The sequence below is a fragment of the Chroogloeocystis siderophila 5.2 s.c.1 genome, assembly GCF_001904655.1.
GTDB classification, from domain to species: domain Bacteria; phylum Cyanobacteriota; class Cyanobacteriia; order Cyanobacteriales; family Chroococcidiopsidaceae; genus Chroogloeocystis; species Chroogloeocystis siderophila.
Map to the genome: position 1 here is coordinate 265,922 of NZ_MRCC01000001.1, position 16,234 is coordinate 282,155.

Genomic DNA, 16,234 nt, shown 5'->3' on the forward strand with positions numbered 1-16,234 from the left:
AATTTTGAAGAACCCCTGTATTAACCCTGATTTCTGTTAAGTTTCCGAAAACGATAGGGACCGAGAATCGCTCCCCAGGTGGCTTTACCTGTTGTGGAGTCGATTCCTTTGTCGTAGCTTAAAAATTCTTCTGGAGAGGCTTCAAAGCCGATGGAGACTTGTACAGTGTTGCCCGCGTAGGAAAAACAGCAGCGGCGATCGCTTGGTAAAGTAGCTTTAAAATGATAATCGCGTTCGAGTCGGTTGACGGTGACATCAAGAAGACAGCCTGGAAGTAACTCAAAGTCTTCGGGTGTCAGCATTTTGAGAATATCGGGGTTAGCACCCGCACCACGCAGCGTAGTAGGGTTTTTAGGCATATAATACTGTACTTGCAGTGCAACGTCGTCAGGGCGCTGTTGGAGGCGGATCAGGCGCTGTCGATACGGTTGATCGAGTTTGACAATATTTGCTTGTTCGGCAAACAGCGTATAACTATCTTCGGTAAATACCGCTACGGGTTGATGCCAAAGACGCAGGTGAACGTACCAAGCAGGTTCAGCGATCGCTTGTTCTTGATTCGTAAATTCGCCAGTTAGATACTGCGCTAGCGCCTTTAGCTGCGATGATAAAGTCATAATTCTGGATAAGGTGATTGGGCAGTAGTCAATAGTGAACCACTAACTCCTAACCACTAACCACATTTAACTGCGACGCGATTACCGATGGTTCGAGATTACGCCCAATAAAAACTAATTTGGTTTGCTGCGGTTCTTCTGGTTGCCACATCCGGTCATAAAATTGTTCAAAGCGTCCGCCGACTCCTTGTAATACGAGACGCATTGGCTTATTTGGTACAGCGACAAAGCCTTTAATGCGATAAATTTCTTGTTCTTGCGCTAAGGTTTGCAGTTGCTTTTGGAGTTTTTGCGGATCGAAGCTACGGTTGAGAACTAAATGTGCCGAGGTAATTTCGTCGTCGTGGTCGTGGTCTTCTTCAGTATCATGGTGGCTAGGACGTGCGGCTAAGTCGTCTTCTACAGCAGCATTGACTCCGAGGAGAATATCAGTGTCGAGTTGTCCGTTTGTGGATGCAACGATTTTGACGACTCTTGGTAATTCCTGTTGTACTAAGTTAATAATTTCTGCCTGAGTTGCGCTATCGACTAAATCTGTTTTGTTTAAAACGACTAAATCCGCACACGCGAGTTGATCTTCAAATAATTCTTGTAAGGGTGTTTCGTGTTCTAAGTTGGGATCGGCTTGGCGATCGCGTTCAACAGCTTCAGGATCGCTGGCAAAAGTTCCGGCGGCGACGGCGGCGCAATCGACTACTGTAATAACGGCATCGACAGTCGCAGCGTTACGAATTTCGTGCCAACGAAAGGCTTTTACAAGGGGCTTGGGTAGGGCTAAACCCGAAGTTTCGATCAATATACAGTCAATGCTGTCACGCCGCTGTAATAGCTGCTGCATCGTCGGTAAAAACTCTTCTTGCACCGTACAGCACAAGCAACCATTCGTGAGTTCAACGATATTATCTGTACCGTCACCATCTTCGGGACAGATTTGACAAGATTTGAGTAACTCACCATCAATTCCTAATTCGCCAAATTCGTTGACGAGAACTGCGATGCGTCTACCTTGGTTGTTTTGTAATAAGTTGCGAATGAGTGTCGTTTTACCGCTACCAAGAAAGCCAGTGACGATCGTAACCGGAATTTTTTTAAATGCCATATCTGTTTTGAGAGACAACAGTGGGGCAATCTGCTTGCGATCTCCTGAATGCGAACATCCAAGTCATCTCAAGGGTACTGCCCCTAAAGCTTATTCAGCTATGATTTATTATCTCATTTACTCAGCAGTTGCCAATTCAGTGCTACCACGCGTGCGACGACGTGTCAAGGTATTGAATAGCATTTGACCAATTGCTTTGATCAAGTTACCTTCTAACTCATTAAACAGCTTCATATTCAATCCAAAAGCCGCATTGGCTTCATCAACAATGCGATCGGCAGTTGCTTCATCGATGGGTAGTTCGTTCAATGCATGACGGTAAGTGGCTTTGAAAGCTTTTTCGTCAGGAATATCTTTAAATTCGTAGAAAGCGACTCCTTGTCCTTCGGATAAGTTCATTGCGCGTTGGGCAATGTTTTTCAGAATTTGTCCGCCAGAGAGATCGCCAATATAACGCGTGTACGAGTGCGCGATTAAGAGTTCTGGTGCGGTGTTAGATATTTCGCGGATGCGGTTAACGTAAGTTTTGCCGACAGGAGTCAGTTCAACTTGCTCTCTCCAGTTAGAACCATAGTAGTAGCTCAAGTCTTGTTCTAAGCTGCGTTGTCGGTTAAGTTGTTTAAAATAAATTTTTGATACGATTGGGTGCTGCTGATGCCGTTCCATTTCTTCTTCCATCGCGGAGTAGACAAAGTAGAAATTGCCGACTAGCTTACGATACGAATTTTTTTCGACGACTCCTTTTAAAAAGCACTTGACAAAACCAACGTTTTCAGCCATCGTATGGGCTTTTTTTGTACCCTCACGCAATTTTGTTGCTAAATTACTGCTCATGCTTAAATTCCCAATATTAATTTTTACTGCTGAAGTGTCAATCTACAAACGGCAAATTAGAGCCACTAAATCGTTACAGTAAAACGATTTGCTTAACATTTGTGTTAAAAATTCTGAAGTTGCTGCCGGAAATGGCTGCGTAGCGATTGAAGTTGTAGTGTATTTCCGGCACTGAGTCATGAACACTTCGCAATTAGAGCGCTACTTTTACTTAAGGGATCTAACCTGAAACGTAGGAAATACAAGGTTTTGACAAGCAACAATAAAAGATTAACAATAGTACTCAACTAAGATATTACGATTTTTTATAAACCCCCGAACTTTACGAAGTTTTTTAACTAATAGCCTTGTAGCTAACTAGGCGGTTGCACCATGTCTCGCACGTTACCATGGATAGATGCTATTGCCTGAGTAACACAGCCGTCTTGCTTGTGGGTAATCATCGGCATTTGGTATTTGGGTGCCATGACAATCAGCCCCGTGCGGTCAATTTTTGTCTGAGAAAGACATTGTAGGCGAAATCGCTGTAAAAGCATTGCTAGCAAAATTTTGATTTCCATCATCGCAAACGCCGCGCCAATACAGGTACGCGTTCCAGTACCAAAGGGATTGTATTCAAACGAAGTAGGAGTGATTTTTTGCAAGCGATCGGGATTAAACTCCTCTGGCTCACAAATACCTCAGTCCCCGCGGGCAAGGTATAGCCGCCTAACTCGGTTGTTGAAGTAACGCGTTTATTCCAAGGTACAGGTGGCAGGACCCGCATACTTTCTTTAATAACACGCTCTAATAACGGTAACTGCTGCAATTGTTCAACCGTCGGTGCTTCACCCTTGAGCTTATCTGCTAATTCATCAAAAAGGTCAGCCGCCATTTATGGGTGTTGCGAGTCCCAAGAATTTGGATGGCTGAGGACTAGGTACTTTGAGAACACGACTATCTGTAACCTTCGTCGTCGATATCCTCTACGCTGATGACGTTTACTAAATATATAATCAATCGCAACTTCCTTTTTTAGGGATTTTGCTGGTGTTTGCTGAAGTGGCTCTAAATGAACAATTCTTGAGTCAAAACTTTTGCCAGCAAGCCGATGTCGTAGCTAAACAGAGTTCAATTTTTATACTTCAAGCACAAGCTATCTCATGCTGATATTTCTAGCAATGTTTCCTCACTTGATTGACACAAGGTAACTGTACGCGCTACATCATGAATCAATGGTCGCGTAAGCCTTTTGTAATGCAAAGTTTTTTTAATTTTCGATTTGATCGGCATGAGGAGGAATGGAGATGGATGGTAGCTTGATCGTATCCAACATCCTGAATCCACCTGTCCTATTTTTCTTCTTGGGAATGACCGCTGTTCTCGTTAAGTCGGATTTAGAAATTCCTCCTCCTGTTCCCAAACTCCTCTCGCTTTATCTGCTGCTGGCGATCGGATTCAAGGGAGGCGTAGAACTAGCGAAAAGTGGGATTACGCAAGCGGTTGTTCTGACGCTGTTGGCGGCAATGTTGATGGCGTGTTTTGTGCCAATTTATACGTTTTTTATTCTAAAGTTGAAGCTGGATAATTATGACGCGGCAGCGATCGCCGCTACGTATGGCTCAATTAGTGCAGTGACGTTCATTACTGCCAGTGCATTTCTCACAGAACTCGGCATTGATTTTGATGGTTACATGGTTGCTGCCCTGGCACTGATGGAATCTCCAGCGATCATTATTGGTCTAATCTTGGTCAATCTCTTCACAACGGATAGCGACCGTGACTTTGCTTGGTCAGAAGTGTTACAAGAAGCGTTCCTCAATAGTTCCGTCTTTCTCCTCGTTGGTAGTCTGCTGATTGGGATCTTGACAGGGGAACATGGTTGGCAGGTGATGGAACCTTTTACTCAAGGAATGTTCTATGGTGTTCTCGCCTTCTTTTTGCTAGATATGGGACTCGTTGCGGCGCGCCGAATTAAGGACTTGCAAAAAACGGGAGTTTTCCTCATCTCATTTGCCATCTTGATTCCAATACTCAACGCCGGTATTGGTTTATCAATCGCTAAGTTTATTGGGATGCCTCAAGGCGATGCACTCTTATTTGCGGTGCTGTGTGCTAGTGCTTCTTATATTGCGGTTCCAGCAGCGATGCGACTAACGGTTCCCGAAGCCAATCCCAGCCTTTATGTTTCTACTGCTTTAGCCGTCACATTCCCGTTCAATATCATCGTTGGCATTCCGCTTTATCTATACGGAATTGAATTATTGTGGAGATGATTATATGCACCTTGTCAAAAGAATCGAAATTATTGCGAACTCGTTTGAGCTTGGCAAAATTTTAGCAGGTTTAGATAAAGCAGGCGTTCACGGTCATGCTGTGATTCGCAATGTTGCCGGAAAAGGATTGCGCGAAGGCGAAGACCTCGACATGACGATGCTTGACAACGTGTACATCATTGCATTTTGTAAGCCGGAACTGCTCAAACCCGTCGTTGAAAATATTAGACCTGTACTCAATAAATTTGGGGGAACCTGCTACATCACCGATGCGATGGAAATTCGCTCGGTAAAATGTGTTGCCTCGATGTAAGAAAACATGAAATCAATAAAGCATTCTATCCAACGCCGTGACTTCTTGCGATTAGGAACAGTTGGTTTACTCGTAACGGCGAATGATATCTTCTGGCACATTAAACCCGCGCAAGCTGCGGAACCAATTCTGCAATCACTTGATCCCGATGCCGCTTTACAAAAGCTAATTGCGGGAAATTTGCGCTTTGCCGAACACCACCCAGAATATCCGGATCAATCACTAGCCCGATTGCAGGAAGTTGCACAAGCCCAACACCCTTTTGCAACGATTTTGAGTTGTGCTGATTCGCGCGTACCTGCCGAGATTATTTTCGATCAAGGCATTGGCGATATTTTTGATGTCCGCATTGCAGGAAATATTGCCACGCCTGAGGCGATCGGTAGTATTGAGTATGCAGTTGTCTTGTTAGGTACTCCTGTATTGATGGTATTAGGTCACGAGCGCTGTGGTGCGGTTACTGCTGCGGTGAAAAATCAAGTGTTACCTGGTGAGATTGGTAGCTTTGTCAAGGCAATTTTGCCAGCAGTAGACCAAGTTAAGGAACAACCAGGCGATGCGGTTGATAATGCTGTGGTTGCGAATGTGCAATATCAGATTGAAACACTCAAGAGATCGCCACTCTTAAGCGAACGGCTGCGATCAGGCAAATTGAAAATCGTCGGCGGTCGCTACGATTTAGATACGGGAAAAGTTATCATTACCGATAATAATAATAGTCAATATGGTCATAACTCATAACTCGTTCTCTGCCTGATCTCCCCCTGACCTCTGCTACAGTTCACTTAATTCTCTTCTACCGGATCTACCGGACGAATAATAGGTGTTGCAGGTGTGATTTCTGGTTGGAAAATGGCATCGAGTGCTTGTTGCAGTGTTTCTGCCATGACAATGCGGTTTTCGTAAGCAACAATCACTCGGACAAACGTCGGTAAACTATTTTGTTCAGCTTCTAAATAAAGCGGTTCTACGTACAACAAAGAGTCCTCAATTGGAATAACTAATAGATTTCCTTGAATCACGCGCGAACCTTGACGATTCCATAATGAGATTTGCTGTGAAATCACAGGATCTTGGTTAATCCTTGCTTCAACTTGCTCAGGTCCAAAAACTAAAAGTTGTTTCGGAAACTCATACAACAACAACCTACCGTACTGTTCGCCATCGGAACGCGCGGCTAGCCAACCGATTAAGTTAGGACGTAATACGGGGTTAAACGGTATGAGCAGAATAAATTCCTCGGTTTCTTCGGTGGGAATGCGCGTAATTAAAAAATACGGTTGGACTGGTTGCGGTTCGGTTCCATAAATTTCTGTGGGAATTCGCCACAAATCTTCGCGGTTATAAAAGACTTGCGTATCGGTCATGTGATACGTTAATAAATGCTCAGACTGCGTACTAAAAAGATCAATGGGGTAACGAATATGACTGCGTAAAGCCGCTGGCATTGCCTCAAGTGGTTTTAATAACCCAGGAAAAATCGCGGATATTGTGTTAATGACAGGATCGGTAGGATCGGCAATGTAGAAATCTACTGAGCCGTTATAAGCATCAATCACAACTTTAACCGAGTTGCGAATGTAGTTAAAGTTATCAGTACCAGGATCAGAATACGGATAGCGATCGCTTGTTGTATATGCATCTATAATCCAATACAAATAAGTATTCTCACCTTGTCGTGTCGTATTACCACCATCGGCTGCAACTAAATAGGGATCTCTGTCGTAACGCAAAAACGGGGCGATCGCTTGCACTCGGTGTCTAATATTACGTCGAAATAGCAACCTTGTTTGCGGTGTAAAATCCTGCGTTAGCAGCATCTGCCAATCTTTGAGATATTGCGCAAATAATAGCCGCCGCCAAAATGCACCGATCCCGATTCCTCCGCGACCGTCATACGTAGTGTAGACGTTTTCATTGCCACTAGGATAATCTAATTCTTGGACGCGCGTACCCGTCATGATGTAATTGTTCGTAATTTCCCCGTAATAGATGCGTGGCTGTCCGATGGGAATACTCGCGCGAATTTGTTCATTGGCGATTTCTAAAGCACCATTTTCACCAGTGCCCGTATCAACACCAATATTTTGAATAAAGTAGTCGGGCAAGCCTCCAGGCGCTACGGTATTAACTGGACTTAGAGTGAAGCCGTATCCGTGGGTGTAGACGAGGTGTTGGTTGACCCAGGTTTGTGCTTGTTGGGGAATCGCGGTATAGTCGAGTTCGCGCGCAGCAATGATCGTTTGGCGTCGCTCGGTTGTTTCCCCAGGAACCGCACTCAGGAGCGTATAACGGTCAATATCTGCATTCGGAAAGCTGTAATACGTGCGAATTTGCTGTAATTGACGATTTGTTTCCAGCAAGGGGCGCGTATCCCACAAGCGGATATTGCGAATTGTCAGATCGTTTTCTTGTAAGTCAGCAGCGGTTAGCGTCGGTTGAGGATTAAAGGTTTCTGCCTCAATTCGGGTTAAATCAAAAGCTTGACGCGTATAAGCAATACTGCGCTGAATAAAGGGAGTTTCGCGGGCGAGTTCGTTGGGTTCAACGACCAGCCGTTGTACGATTGTGGGGACGGTGTAGGTGGCGATCGCAATCACGGTGACGTACAAAATCGCGCCAGCAATAAACGAACCACCAAGGCGCAAAGGACGCCAAGGAGAACGCCTATCGGTGGAGAAAACGGCTTGCCAAACTAAGATGAGTGAAATTGCGGCCGAGCCTAGGCTGAGCGCAGTGTAAACTGGGTAATCAACAGTGACGTCTGTAAAGCTAGCACCATAGGTAGTACCACGGGTAGAGTAAAGTAATCCGTAGCGTCCTAACCAATAATGCAGTGCGATCGCTGCACAAACTAAACTTCCTAGAATGTCTAAATGGCGAATTTGCGCTAGGGTAAATCCAGGGAATTTACCTTGACTCAGCGTATTGCCAGCAAGTAGATAAGTTAACGTAACTGCAACTAAACCATACAGCGACAATCCTAAAATCCAAAATCGCACAAGTTCCCAGACTGGTAGCGAAAACACATAAAAGCTAATATCGCGCTCGAATACCGGATCGACTCCATTAAAACTGGTGGGATAAAAGTATTTCAAAACTGTATCCCAACGCTGCGCGGCGACTAGGGCAATACTCAGACTCATGGCAAGGGCGATCGCTCTTAACCAAAAATACGGGCCTGCTAAAATTGCTGTACTCAAACCTCCTAAACCCAAAGCCAGGGTCAATCCTACAATGACAACAACTTGCCAATAGGGAATAGGAAATGGCAGTGCTTGCCCAATTTGTTGGAAAAAACGAACAACAGGTAACCATGACTGTAACTGCAAAGCGGGTGGAAAGCGCAATTGAGGCTGCCAAATACTCAATACTTCATACAAGTAGTACCCCAATATAAATCCCACTAACACGCACAACAACAGGATAAGAGTGAGTAGCCAGCGCAACCCGAAGCTTTTTGGTGTTGGGTCACGATCTCTCCTCGTTGTTTGAGTAATTTCGTACTTGGAAGACTTAAGACGTTGCGCGATCGCTAAATTGCCAAACAAAAACGCCACCGAAGGAAAAAAGACAAGCGCCCACAATCCTATCTGCGTCCGCAACCGGATGAGAAAAACGGATAAATAACCAACTTCCTGAAACCACAGCCACTCACCAATAAACCGCGTGACTAGTTCAATAACTATCCACACGCCTATTAAGATTGCCAGTGGCGAAAAAATGCGGTTTCCGAAAGTTTTAGACATAGTTAGAGATCGGGTATCAGAGGCTAGAGGCTAGGGAATAACAAATGTTTACTCAGGTTTTTGAGTAAGCTATGCTTCAATTGCAAATTCGTGAAACTCGATTAAACTCTGACCCCCGACCTCTGACCTCTGACCCCTAGCTAAATTGTTCTTCTACATCTAGATTAAACAACATTTGCAGCGTTTGCATACAGCGCTTGCGGGCTTCGATATCTTGCTGCGATCGCAGTTGTACCATCGGATCGTGAAGGATTTTGTTCACAATTCCTCGTGTTAATGCTTCGATCACTTCTTGATGTTTTTCGGCAAACTCTGAACCAAGCCGCGATAACGCTTTTTCTAATTCTTGTTCGCGAATTGTTTCTACTTTGTCGCGCAAACAGCTAATTGTCGTGACAGTATCGAGCGATCGCCACCACACCTCAAATGCAGTCACTTCTTCTTCTAAAAGCTTTTCGGCTTCCATTGCCATGCGACGGCGGCTTTCATGATTTTGCGCGACAACGGCTTTTAGGTCGTCGACGTTAAAGGCTTGCACAAAGGATAATTCATTCACATCCGCATGAACGTTACGCGGAACCGAAATATCAAATAACATTAAGGAGCGACTTGGCTCTAACGCCGCTTCTAGCTTGGCGCGATCTAACAGGGGTTCTGTCGCTGCGGTACTTGTAAATACCAAGTCTGACATTGCCATCACTGACATCATTTCGGACATCGAGTGTAACTGCAAGTCAATTTGGCGAAACTGATTTGCTAACTCTTCGGCGCGTTGTCGCGAGCGATTGATAATACAAATTTGGGCTGCGCCTTTGGCGATGAGATGCTGTACGAGTAAGCGCGACATCTTACCCGCGCCAATAATCATCACCCGACAAGCAGCGAGATTTTGAACTTTTAGCTGTGCTAATTCGACCGCAGCCGAACTAATTGACACTGCGCCTGTTCCAATACTTGTTTCTGTCCGGACGCGTTTCCCAGCCGTGAGGGCTTGTTTAAATAGTTTGTTAAGAATTAATTTAATGCCGTTGTATTGCTGTCCTAGCTTGTGCGTTTGCTTCACTTGTGCTAAGATTTGGCCTTCGCCTAGCACCAAGCTATCCAATCCGGCAGCGACGCGCATCAAGTGCATGACGGCATCTTCATGGAGAAAGATAAATAAATGTTGCCGCAAGCTTGACGCAGGTAATTTACTATGATCTGCCAAAAATTGGGCAACTTCTTGAATACCCTGCTGTGTTTCCCGCGCGACAATATAAATTTCCAGGCGGTTGCACGTGCTGAGAATCGCAACTTCTTCAATATGAGGGTATGTCAAGAGATGCGCGATCGCGCTTTCGGTTTGTGATTCGGGAATACTTAGCTTTTCTCTAACTTCGACTGGGGCTGTTTTATGACTGAGTCCCACTACCGCAATATTCATTCTTATTGCCCGCTGGATACCCTACCTTGGCGAGATAGGGAGGAAAACGGGGCGGGGTTTACCGCTTTCCTATTTCCTAAACAAAATTTTGATACTTTGATACTAGGTGCTTGCTAATGAACGATGTCGCAAGCGAAGGATTGAATTTGCTTTTTAACCAACTGCATTGACCGCGGTGGGTTAGGGTAAATTTAATACAAGTACGAGGCAATCCCGTTATAAATTTAGATTTTACGGGATTAGGACGTATCCCATTGCCTCACACTTTACGGCTTATCGCAGTTGTAGCGCCTTTGGTTCTTCAAACATATGGATTGTATCCACAAAGCGCGCTGTTCGAGACTGGCTAGAGATGACCAAACTCTGAGTTCTCGCGCCTCCCTTGAAGAACCGGACACCTTCCATTAAAGTTCCTGGAGTAATGCCACAAGCCGCAAACAGTACAGTGTTACCAGAAGCTAGCTCATCAGCATTGTAAACTTTATCTGGGTTATTGATGCCCATTTCCTTAAGTCGTGCTATGTTATTTTCTTTGCTTTCACCGATCAAACCTGTTTTCACTACTTCTGGATCGTAGATCAGTTGACCTTGGAAGTGTCCACCCAAACACCGCAAAGCAGCAGCCGAAATCACGCCTTCGGGAGCCGCACCAATTCCCATCAACGCATGAACGTTTGTTCCTGAAAAGGCACAAGAAATTGCCGCCGAAACGTCACCATCGCTGATTAGGCGTACTCTAGCACCCGCTTGACGAATTTCTTGAATCAACTCTTTGTGGCGGGGGCGATCCATAACAACCACGACTAATTCTTCAATCGCACGATTTAAGCATTCAGAAAGAATCTTCAGGTTTTCGGTAGCCGATTTATTGATATCAACATGACCGCGCGCTAAAGGTGGCGCAGCCAGTTTTTTCATGTAAAAGTCAGGCGCAGCAAACAAGCCACCTTTTTCGGAGATCGCAAGTACCGCCATCGAGCCGTTTTGTCCATAGGCAACTAAGTTTGTACCTTCGCAAGGGTCAACTGCGATATCGATTTCGACTAACTCATCTGGGTTGCAGTAGTCTTTGGCATCTTCACGGGTACAAATGCCGACTTCTTCCCCAATGTAAAGCATCGGAGCATCATCGCGCTCGCCTTCACCGATAACGATGCGACCCCGCATATAGATCTTGTTCATTCGCTCGCGCATTGCTTCGACAGCAACTTGGTCAGCCGTGTTTTTTTCGCCTTTGCCCATCCAGCGCGCACTGGCGATCGCAGCTTGTTCGACAACTTCAATAATTTCTAACCCTAAAGTGTTTTCCACTAACTTTTTCCTCCCAACTGCTGGCTACAACTACTGTTTTTTCGAGCGATTCCAGTTCTCAAGTCTACCAAAGGGAGGATACCTATGCCGAGAGGTGTTAGCAGAGTTGGTGTTAAGTTTTGCTGCTTTCTAAGAGGAGCGCAAAGCGAGAGGCTAGGGGCAAGGGTGTTTTTCTATTAATTTTTCAGTTGCAAATTTTACTGTAAATCTTCGCTTTGTGCTGCTTTCTAAGTTGATCTAAGCTAGTAGTTAGCATAAATATCTGAAAAATAATAACCTTTCAGCTTTTTCTTTTTCATTTTGTTATCTCTCTGACCCCTGACCTCTAGTTATGTTTGACCTCAATTCACTTCTCAATCGCCATCCTGAGCGAGTTAAAGCCAATGTAGAAATTTACACTTGGCAAACCTGTCCGTATTGCATTCGTGCCAAACTGCTGTTGTGGTGGAAAGGTGTCAATTTTACAGAATATAAGATTGATGGCGATACAGCTGCTAGAAATCAGATGGCACAACGCGCAAATGGGCGACGCACAGTGCCGCAAATTTTTATTAACAATCAGCACGTCGGCGGGTGTGATGACTTGTATCAGCTAAACGCGCAAGGACAGTTAGACGCGTTGTTGGCTCAACCAGCAGCAGTTTAAATCGTGAACTCAACGCCAGTCATTGACCATCCAGAATATCTAAGACATCGCCAATGGATGAATAGCGCGATCGCGCTTGCGCAAGCAGCAGGTGCAGCGAATGAAGTTCCTGTAGGCGCGGTAATTGTTGACTCTCAAGGCAATATTATTGCGAGTGCAGAAAATCGCCGAGAAAGAGACAAAGACCCTACAGCCCATGCAGAAATTCTGGCTTTACGCCAAGCTGGTCAAGTCTTACAAAATTGGTATCTCAGCAACTGCACGCTTTATGTCACCTTAGAACCCTGCCCAATGTGCGCAGGCGCAATTATCCAAGCTCGACTGAAGTTATTAGTTTATGGCGCAGACGATCCCAAAACTGGGGCAATTCGTACAGTGGCTAATATTCCCGATAGTGCTTGCTCGTATCACCGCGTTACAGTCATTGGCGGTATTCTCGAATCAGCTTGTCGCGCCCAACTCCAAGCATGGTTTGCCAGGCAGCGACAGCTTAAACAGCACGGAAAAGCCAACAGAGATGAAGAGTTATGAGTCTGGTAGAGTCAAAAACATTTATTTAATTCAAAACTCACGCATAATATCATCCGACACACTGCGCTTTCTAAAACTCAAAACTAATCACTCGTCACTCTCCCTTCGCTCCTCATGACGCTACTAAAAGTGTCCTGGAAACACAAGACATTTGGCGATAGAAAAATTACGGTGGAAGAAGAAATGTTTTTGCCACGATTGTTGCTTGCCTTTACTAGCCACCGTTATGATTCAACTCGACTCTCCTCCGTTTGTTATTGTAGGTTCATTGGAAACACGCATGAAAACCAAGGTGGCTCCTCCTACTTCTCCTAATACATCTCGTGTTTCACCTTGGTTGGCTCAGCTTGTCTACCCATTGGGTAGTTATGTTGTCTTACCGTTTTTCTTTAGCAAGCTTGAAGTCATCGGACAGGAAAACTTACCTACCACAGGACCCGTCATTCTTGCGCCTACACACCGCTCGCGTTGGGATGCTCTACTTGTCCCTTACGCGACAGGCAGAATGGTCACGGGAAGAGACTTACGCTTTATGGTATCCGCCGATGAAGTGCGAGGAGTCCAAGGGTGGTTTATCTGTCGTTTGGGAGGATTTGCGATCGATACGAAGCATCCGGCGATTTCGACGCTACGTCATGGAGTCGAGCTACTGCAAGCAGGAGAAATGATGGTGATTTTTCCAGAGGGCAATATTTTCCGTGATGGTACGGTTCACCCTCTTAAGCCAGGGTTAGCACGTATTGCTTTGAGTGCAGAATCGAGTCAGCCTGGATTAGGAATCAAAATCGTCCCGATCAATCTGTCTTACAGTCAACCTTACCCTCACTGGGGCTGCGAAGTGAAGATTCGCATCGGTTCTCCGATCTCAGTTGCAGATTACAACACAGGCTCAATCAAACAAAATGCTAAAGCGCTGACAACAGACTTAGAAGCCGCACTTAATGCTCTGAACGCTCACGAGGCAGAATTACCGACTGTACAAGCATCAGAAGTCAAAAGCAACGATTCGCTTTCTGATGATTCGATCGCTAGTTTTTAGAAAAATTATGAATTAATTTATATTAAAAATGCGCTTTGGGGCTACCAAACACAGTATGCACGGCAGCATACCAAGATATTGAGTTTTTGGGGATAAAGGTAGTAGCGAATTGATATGCGCTCTCTTTGGGCGCTACGTGCGATCGCATTTATGTAAAAGCTTTCAAGTCTTCTTTAAACTAAAAAAGTTACGACAAGCTCTCATTGTACGCTCTCCCCTGCGCTAGAAAGCTCCCAACCTACTTTCTAAGCCTTGATTTTGCCAGACAGCTAAAGGGAACCAATTTGGTGTAGGTTAAGTCTAAGCCAAGGAACTTTGGGAACTGCCGCTGGTTTGGTGAAAGACTCAATCGGAGTTAAGATACCCGAAGTTTGAACTACTTTTGTGTTTTCTCAAACGTAACTAATAACTCCATGATTTCTGCTATAACTGTTCGTTTCTTCCGCCACACCTGCCTGACTTTTCTTCCGGTTATGGCAGCTTTTAGCTTTTTACCACCAGGAAATGCTCAAACACCTACCCCGAATCTGCCGAACACCCCTAATCAAGCACAGCCACTCGACCCAAGTAATCCAAATGTACTGCGTCCTACACCGCAAAACAATACATTATTGAGTACGGCAGCAGGGCAGCGCCTAATGACTGAAGCTAGCAATGCGGTAGCATCTCAAAACTATACGCTAGCAACGCAAAAATTGCAGGAGGCACGCGAAGTTTTTAACCAAATGTCTAATTTTTACCAGGAACTTGCCGCTAGTTTCTCTGGAATTGACAACCGTGTTGCGGATAGTCAACGTAAAAAAGCTTTAGAAACTGCTCAGATGCGTGATGATGCGACTTATCAGCTAGCACTTGTTCATCGCGCGCAAAATCGCTCTGAATTAGCAGTACCGCTGTTAGTACAGATTATTCGCAGCCAGAATCCTACCCGCGACTTAGGCAAGAAAGCTTATCAACAGTTGTTTGAGCTAGGATTTGTAGACACACCTTTTCCTAGAACTGGTGCAACAACGACTCCGCCAAATACTTCACAAAGCAATCAACGTTAATCTACTTTCGCAGCGAAACAGTTAAATTAAATAAAGATTGAGTAGTCTTTATAGAGATTGCAATGATAAGCCCCCAACAGGTTGAGGAAATGATTAGGTCGCAAATTCCAGATGCCCAGGTTCAGGTGCAAGACTTGACAGGCGGTGGCGATCACTATCAAGTGACGGTGGTTTCGTCTCAATTTGAGAATAAGGGACTAGTACAACAACATCAATTGGTATATGGCGCTTTACGGCAAGCTATGTCCTCAGAAGCTATTCATGCCCTAGCACTAAAAACTTACACTCCTCAAGCTTGGCAGGCAGTTGGTTGAGTTGTATCGGTAGGGTAACTTGTGAACCCTAGCAGCATGGTAAACCTTAGCATGAGTAGGAAAAATTATGACTCCAGAAGTACAAGCACGTATTGACGATCTGATCAAACAGAATAAAATTATGGTGTTTATGAAGGGGACAAAGTTGATGCCCCAATGCGGTTTTTCTAATAATGTAGTTCAAATCCTCAATGTTTTAGGTGTCCCTTTTGAAACTGTCGATGTATTAGCAGATCCTGAAATTCGTCAAGGAATTAAAGAGTACTCAAATTGGCCCACAATTCCACAAGTTTATATTAATGGTGAATTTGTTGGTGGCTCAGATATCTTGATTGAAATGTACCAAAAAGGCGAATTACAGCAGATGGTCGAGGTCGCACTTGCTTCATAAACACTAATTTATAATCGTGTTCCCCTCGATTACTGTTATGCAGATGAGGGGATTTTTGTTTTTAGCTGAACAGCAACTAGCTTGATAAATTGAATATGTTGCTAATAATAGTCTGATTCTGGCTCAGGTTGCGATAATTCAAAGTTAAACGGGTCGTAAAGAAAGCGAACAGCTTCCTCTTCCATTCGATGAATTAAGTAAGGTTCAATAGCACTACTGTGACGTAAAGCTGCTAAGTAGCCATCAAGGTACAATCGTAAATCATCAGCGCGATAACCGCGATTCCACATTTCGACGAGGGCGTCGGTGAGTTTTTGGTAAAAGCGAATTGTGAGAGGATCTTGAAGCATGGTTGCAGTATCAAAAGTTAAATAGCAAGTAAATGTAAAACTATCAGAATTAAAAAATCTATCTATTATCTAGTTTAGTTCTGGTCATGCTTCTTTCGTTCTATCTCAACTCAATAAGAAGGGCGTTAATCTGTCTAAGTGTATAGTATTTGTGCTATTATTTCAGCCTCCGTAGTGAGATGAGTAGTTAGTTTGTGCGCTCGCACTTTAATCTATTTTGAGCTTACGCAGAAAAGTCCTCAATGTCATGTATCTACTGAGTTATTTCGCTTACTAAAATTTTAAAATTAACGCAAGTAATATATGACTTAGA

Annotated in this window: 16 protein-coding genes and 1 pseudogene; 9 read left to right on the top strand and 8 right to left on the bottom strand. The window is 44.5% G+C overall.

Annotated elements, in window-relative coordinates:
* Window positions 1-20: 20 nt before the first annotated feature.
* From NIES1031_RS01235 to NIES1031_RS23115, 4 genes and pseudogenes are all read right to left on the bottom strand, one after another.
* The gene (locus NIES1031_RS01235; RefSeq protein WP_073547721.1) at window positions 21-617 is read right to left on the bottom strand and encodes a chromophore lyase CpcT/CpeT; all 597 of its coding nucleotides are present in this window, start codon (window positions 615-617) and stop codon (window positions 21-23) included.
* Between the two features lie 49 nt (window positions 618-666).
* Entirely contained in the window at window positions 667-1,716 is a 1,050-nt protein-coding gene (gene cobW, locus NIES1031_RS01240; RefSeq protein ID WP_073547722.1) for a cobalamin biosynthesis protein CobW, read from the bottom strand.
* A 117-nt stretch (window positions 1,717-1,833) separates the two neighbouring features.
* A complete protein-coding gene (locus NIES1031_RS01245) occupies window positions 1,834-2,550 on the bottom strand; it encodes a biliverdin-producing heme oxygenase (protein WP_073547723.1) in 717 nt (238 codons plus the stop codon).
* 353 nt (window positions 2,551-2,903) lie between these two features.
* Window positions 2,904-3,424 (bottom strand): annotated as a pseudogene (locus tag NIES1031_RS23115) (cytochrome P450).
* A 412-nt stretch (window positions 3,425-3,836) separates the two neighbouring features.
* Here NIES1031_RS23115 and NIES1031_RS01260 point away from each other — a divergent pair.
* The 3 genes from NIES1031_RS01260 to NIES1031_RS01270 are packed head-to-tail and all read left to right on the top strand — an operon-like array spanning window position 3,837 to window position 5,859.
* Entirely contained in the window at window positions 3,837-4,805 is a 969-nt protein-coding gene (locus NIES1031_RS01260; protein WP_073547726.1) for a sodium-dependent bicarbonate transport family permease, read from the top strand.
* A gap of 4 nt (window positions 4,806-4,809) precedes the next feature.
* Window positions 4,810-5,118, top strand: a complete 309-nt coding sequence (locus tag NIES1031_RS01265; RefSeq protein WP_073547727.1) for a P-II family nitrogen regulator — start codon at window positions 4,810-4,812, stop codon at window positions 5,116-5,118.
* A 6-nt stretch (window positions 5,119-5,124) separates the two neighbouring features.
* Entirely contained in the window at window positions 5,125-5,859 is a 735-nt protein-coding gene (locus tag NIES1031_RS01270) for a carbonic anhydrase (protein WP_073547728.1), read from the top strand.
* Between the two features lie 44 nt (window positions 5,860-5,903).
* Here NIES1031_RS01270 and NIES1031_RS01275 read toward each other — a convergent pair whose 3' ends face one another.
* The 3 genes from NIES1031_RS01275 to glpX all read right to left on the bottom strand — a co-directional run bounded on the left by NIES1031_RS01275 (window position 5,904) and on the right by glpX (window position 11,601).
* On the bottom strand, window positions 5,904-8,867 hold the full coding sequence (locus NIES1031_RS01275) for a UPF0182 family protein (RefSeq protein ID WP_073547729.1): 2,964 nt from the start codon (window positions 8,865-8,867) through the stop codon (window positions 5,904-5,906).
* A 136-nt stretch (window positions 8,868-9,003) separates the two neighbouring features.
* Window positions 9,004-10,290, bottom strand: a complete 1,287-nt coding sequence (locus NIES1031_RS01280) for a glutamyl-tRNA reductase (protein WP_073547730.1) — start codon at window positions 10,288-10,290, stop codon at window positions 9,004-9,006.
* A gap of 273 nt (window positions 10,291-10,563) precedes the next feature.
* Window positions 10,564-11,601 carry a class II fructose-bisphosphatase gene (gene glpX, locus NIES1031_RS01285; RefSeq protein ID WP_073547731.1) on the bottom strand — a complete coding sequence of 346 codons (1,038 nt, stop codon included), beginning with the start codon at window positions 11,599-11,601 and terminating at the stop codon, window positions 10,564-10,566.
* 331 nt (window positions 11,602-11,932) lie between these two features.
* On the opposite strand from glpX, the gene grxC reads away from it, so the two are divergent.
* From grxC to grxD, 6 genes are all read left to right on the top strand, one after another.
* Complete coding sequence (gene grxC, locus NIES1031_RS01290; RefSeq protein ID WP_015189601.1) at window positions 11,933-12,247, top strand: glutaredoxin 3; 315 nt, start codon at window positions 11,933-11,935, stop codon at window positions 12,245-12,247.
* A gap of 3 nt (window positions 12,248-12,250) precedes the next feature.
* Window positions 12,251-12,778 (top strand): tRNA adenosine(34) deaminase TadA, encoded by a 528-nt coding sequence (gene tadA / locus NIES1031_RS01295; protein WP_218596616.1) that lies wholly within the window; start codon window positions 12,251-12,253, stop codon window positions 12,776-12,778.
* 280 nt (window positions 12,779-13,058) lie between these two features.
* On the top strand, window positions 13,059-13,817 hold the full coding sequence (locus NIES1031_RS01300; protein WP_218596630.1) for a lysophospholipid acyltransferase family protein: 759 nt from the start codon (window positions 13,059-13,061) through the stop codon (window positions 13,815-13,817).
* Window positions 13,818-14,290: 473 nt separating this feature from the next.
* Window positions 14,291-14,866, top strand: coding sequence for a hypothetical protein (locus tag NIES1031_RS01305; protein WP_218596631.1), 576 nt, complete (start codon window positions 14,291-14,293; stop codon window positions 14,864-14,866).
* 62 nt (window positions 14,867-14,928) lie between these two features.
* The gene (locus tag NIES1031_RS01310; protein WP_015189605.1) at window positions 14,929-15,180 is read left to right on the top strand and encodes a BolA family protein; all 252 of its coding nucleotides are present in this window, start codon (window positions 14,929-14,931) and stop codon (window positions 15,178-15,180) included.
* A gap of 67 nt (window positions 15,181-15,247) precedes the next feature.
* Entirely contained in the window at window positions 15,248-15,571 is a 324-nt protein-coding gene (gene grxD / locus NIES1031_RS01315; RefSeq protein WP_073547735.1) for a Grx4 family monothiol glutaredoxin, read from the top strand.
* Between the two features lie 101 nt (window positions 15,572-15,672).
* On the opposite strand, the gene NIES1031_RS01320 is transcribed toward grxD, so the two are convergent.
* Window positions 15,673-15,921: a DUF6761 family protein gene (locus tag NIES1031_RS01320; RefSeq protein WP_015189607.1), complete on the bottom strand. Its 249-nt coding sequence runs from the start codon at window positions 15,919-15,921 to the stop codon at window positions 15,673-15,675.
* Between the last annotated feature and the right edge of the window lie 313 nt (window positions 15,922-16,234).